At 62.8% G+C, this 1443-nt stretch carries 2 pseudogenes; both read left to right on the top strand.

Annotated features, from left to right (window positions below):
* A pseudogene (locus ENZ75_RS31685) lies at positions 1-928 on the top strand (methyl-accepting chemotaxis protein); the annotation flags it as partial.
* Between the two features lie 115 nt (positions 929-1043).
* Positions 1044-1443: pseudogene (locus ENZ75_RS31690) on the top strand (hypothetical protein); the annotation flags it as partial.

Consider the following 1443-nt stretch of genomic DNA (forward strand, 5'->3'; position numbering starts at 1 on the left):
GGGCAAGGCGCTGTCGATCAAGCTGGTGCATATCCAGCAGTTCGACGACGCCCAGCGCCTCGACAAGCTCAACGTCTTCATATCAGCCAATCCAGATTTCGCGCCGGCCTATTTCCTGTTGGCGCAGGAGTTTTCCGAAGACCGCCTCGGCGCCCAGACGCTGGCCGACAAGCGCAACGAGGCCAAGGCGCTGACCAAGTTCACGTCCTACGAAAAGGATGGCGGGTTGCTCAAATATTTCGTCGACCAGACGCAGTTGGCCGACTGGCTGGACCGCAGCCGCAGCCGGCTGGCGGCGCTTGGCGACGTGCTCGACCCCGCCCGCTTCGTGCCTTCGCTGACGCCGATGCGCTCCAACCAGGGCTGGTCGATGACCATCTCGCTGCCCGAGCCGGCGACCGCCATCTCCTGGCGCATGGGCGACAGCGGTCCTTTCACCGACACCGGTTTCCTGGCCATGAACGACCAGACCACCGGCAAGCCGATGGCCAATCCGAGCTTCGAGATACCCGACAGCACCGTGGCGGGGATCATTGCGATCAAATATCTCGACATCAGGGGCCGCGAGACCGGCCCGTTCGACATCCGCTTCGACCCCGAGACAGCGCTTCAGCAAGGCAACAAGCAGATCCTCGACCAGTTCTGGACCTCGTGGATCGCCTTCGATGCCAGCGGCAACCACGGCCTGGTCTATTTCACCCAGATGCTGTCCTACCGCTGCGCCATCAAACAGGTGCATTACAGCCTGAACGGCGCGGCCCTCGACAAGGAGATCAAGATGCCGCCTTGCGACAAGAAGGACCCCTACGCCATCCCCTACGATTACCAGCCCTATTTCAAGGTCGCCGACAGCGTGAAATCGATGTCGGTGCAGGTTACCTACACCGACGACACCAAGTCGCCGGTGCGGGAATACAAGCGACAGTAGCTCACCCTCCCCTTGTGGGGAAGGTGAAGGTGCGCGATGCAAAATGCCTGTCGCGGCGCTTGCGCAACCGCCGCCGAACGGTTCAGTTTGCGCCTTCAGAATCGGTGACAGCGCAATGACCATCCACACCATCAAGGCCAGAGGCATTTCGGTTTCGCTCGACCTCACGGTCGGCCACATCGCCGACATGGTCGTCGAGGCTGGCGGGCGGCAGCTGAAGCCGCTGCATCGCGCGCCCTGGGTCGATGCGAACGAGACGCTGCCGAAAGACCTGCCGGAAGGCACGGTTCGGCTGTCCGGCGATTTCCTCTGCGCGCCGTTTTCGCGCAGCGATGTCGAGGAAGCGCCGCTGCATGGCTGGACGGCCAACAGCGCCTGGGATGTCGTCGAAAGTGTCGCGACCGACGATGGCTGGCGCGCCGTCTATCGCCTGCGGCACGAGGTGATGGGCGCTTCGGTCGACAAGATCCTGACGCTGCGCGACGGCCATCCCTTCCTCTACCAGGAGCATGTAT

The organism is Mesorhizobium sp. M7A.F.Ca.CA.002.04.1.1, assembly GCF_004022805.1.
Taxonomy (GTDB): domain Bacteria; phylum Pseudomonadota; class Alphaproteobacteria; order Rhizobiales; family Rhizobiaceae; genus Mesorhizobium; species Mesorhizobium ciceri.